This is a genomic window from Neisseria dentiae, from assembly GCF_024580525.1.
GTDB classification, from domain to species: Bacteria; Pseudomonadota; Gammaproteobacteria; order Burkholderiales; family Neisseriaceae; genus Neisseria; species Neisseria dentiae_A.
Window position 1 is genome coordinate 1 of the sequence record NZ_JANIKQ010000046.1, and the last position, 3,044, is coordinate 3,044.

At 64.3% G+C, this 3,044-nt stretch carries 1 protein-coding gene; it reads left to right on the plus strand.

The genetic code is table 11. From position 1 onward, the window contains the following. Window positions 1-3,044 (plus strand): hemagglutinin repeat-containing protein (locus NQ012_RS12745; RefSeq protein ID WP_257067949.1); only part of this gene is annotated, 3,044 nt, incomplete at both ends.

Below are 3,044 nucleotides of genomic sequence, written 5' to 3' on the forward strand. Positions count from 1 at the left end.
ACCTTATCGGGCAACGGCAACGGGTTGCCGAAAAACGAGCCGACCCAAGCGGTGGTGCGGGTGGAGAACGACGGCCATTCGCGCCGGGGCAGCTACGACAAACACGGCTGGGGAAAACGCCACATCGAATTCGATAAAGACGTTACCCCCGTTCCCAACGATCCGCCGGTTACCGAGCTATTCGGGCAGCACTCTATCGTTGCCGACCAACAGCGCAACCTCAACTTCAGCGGCACAAGCGCCGATACCGCCGATCACGCCACCGGCGCAGTAAACGTTTCCGCCGCCCCGGCCGGCACCGTGCGCACGCCGAATGCCGACCCCCGTTTGCCCAACAGCGCGCTGTTTGCCGTTAACCCGGCCAACCCGACGCATCTGGTGGAAACCGATCCCGCCTTTGCCGACTACAAACAATGGCTCTCCGGCGCCTATATGCTCGATGCCTTGGGTGTCGACCCCGCCGCCACCCACAAGCGCCTGGGCGACGGCTATTACGAACAAAAGCTGGTTAACGAGCAGATTGCCCGCCTCACCGGCTACCGCCGTCTCGACGGCTACCAAAGCGACGAAGAGCAATACCGTGCCCTGATGAATGCCGGCATCACCGCAGCCCGCACCTTCAACCTCACCCCCGGCATCGCGCTCACCCCCGAGCAGACCGCACTGCTCACCGCCGACATCGTGTGGCTCGAAAGCCAAACCGTTACCTTAGCCGACGGCAGCCGCCAAACCGTGTTGGTGCCCAAGGTCTACACCACCGTCAAACCCGGCGATCTGAACGCGGCGGGCGGATTGATCAGCGCCTCTGCCGTTACCCTCAAAGCCAAACAGATCAACAACAGCGGCACCATAGGCGCACGCAACTTTATCAATCTCGAAGCCGAAGAGATTAATCTGGGCGGCAACGTTTCCGGCACAGCCGTGGCCGCCCGGGCCGACAACCACCTGAACGTGAGCGGCCAAATCAAAGCCGGCGACCTGATTGCCCTCAAAGCACGCGACATCACCATTCAAAGCGACACCGCCGGCGCGGGTGACGGGCGCAACGGCGCCACCGTAATCAACCGCCGCGCCGCTCTGGTGCTGCACCCCGGCACCGGCGGTCGCGGCATCGTATCGGTTGACGCCGAAAATGCCTTAAACCTCAATGGCGCCGACATCGCCAACAGCACTTCAGACGGCCTCACCGAACTGCGCGGCGGCAACATCCGCATCGGCACCGTAGCCACCGCCAAACACCAGGCCCACGGCGAGTTGGGCAGCACCTCCTACCGCCACGTTGCCCAAAGCGCCGAAGCCGGCAGCCGCATCCTCGGTGCGGGAGACATCCGCATCGTTTCAGACGGCCGCACCGATATCCGCCAGGCCGAAATCGACAGCAGCGGCGGTACGGTAGTCATCAGCGGCAAAGGCGGCGTCGGCATCACCGAAGGGCGCAGGCAGAGCAGCGTGAGCGAAGCCTACAGCCAAAGCAGCCGCAAACTCACCACCAAAACCCGCACCGACACCCGTTTGCAAAACGATCACGACGAAGCCGTCGGCAGCCGCATCGGCGGCCGCGAAGTGCATATCGTTTCAGAAGGCGGCGTACACATCCGCGGCAGCCAGGCCGTTTCAGACAGCCGCACCGTTATCGACGGCGGCAACGTTACCCTCGAAGCCGCCGTTAACCGACACAGCAGCGGCAGCGACATCCGCACCCAAACATCCGGCTTCAGCGCCCATATCAGCAGCAAAGGCATCAGTGCCGGCTATAACCGCAGCCGCAGCGAAACCGACAGCAGCGGCAGCCGCCAAAGCCTCACTGCCGCCGACATCGGCAGCATAGGCGGCGACACCGTGATCCGCGCCGCAGACAACCTCACAACCCGTGCCGCCGTAATCGGCGCCGGCGGCGATGTGCTGCTGCAAGGCAGAGACATCGACATCGGCAGCCTTCACACCACCGACAGCTTCGGGAGCCAAAGCCGCAGCCAAAGCAGCGGCATCAACATCGGCGTTTCGTTCGACCCCGTGCCGGCCGAATGGCGCAACCTGCAAAACCACGCCCGCGGCTGGCGGGATGCCATGAAAGAAGACGGCATCCGCGGCAAAGCCCAAGGCTGGGTGCGCGGCGACCTGGCCGCAGCGGCCGCCAGCGGCGGCGACAACCGCACCGGCATCACCTACAACCGCAGCCGGCACAACAACCAAATCACCGACACCCATGCCCGCGGCAGCGAGATTAACGCCGGCGGCAGTATCCGCATCAACAGCAGCGGCGACACCCGTATCAGCGGCAGCAGCCTCACCGGCCGCGAAGGCATCTACGCCCGCGCCGGCGGCGATCTCGACATCGGCACCGCCGCCCACAGCGAAAGCGGACAAAGCAGCAGCCGCAGCAAAACCAACGGGCTGACCTCGGCAGGCAGCAGCGCCCATATCGGCTACACCCTCGACGAATCCCAAGAAAGCCGCCGACACGAATACCGCCAAAGCAGCCGCCTCGGCAGCGGCGGCAACATCGTGCTGAGCGCAAACGGCAGCTACCACCAAAGCGGCAGCAGCATAGAGAGCGGCGGCCACACCCTGATAGAAGCGCGCAGCATCCACATCGAAGCCGCCGCCGCGCCCTATCAAAGCGACAGCAGCCAAAGCCACACCCGCAAAGGCATCAACGTGGGCGTTTCCAGCCCCGCCACCGATGCCGTCCAAAGCGCCGTCCAAAGCGCCCGAACCACCGCCGATCAAGCGCAATACGCAGGCGAAAGCAGCAACAGCCGCACCAACGCCATGGCCGCCGTCAACACCGGCATCGGCGCCTACCGCACCGCCCAAAGCGCACAGGAAGCCTACCAAAGCATACAGAGCGGCAGCGGCTTCAAACCCACCGTTACCATCACCTACGGCGAACAACGCAATACCGCCGGACAACACAGCAGCGGCAGCAACCTCACCCCCGGCAGCATACAGGCAGGCGGGCAGGTCTACCTCAACGCCCAAGGCGGCGGCGCACAATCCACCCTCAGCATTAGCGGCAGCGACATAGCCGGTAAACAAGGCAC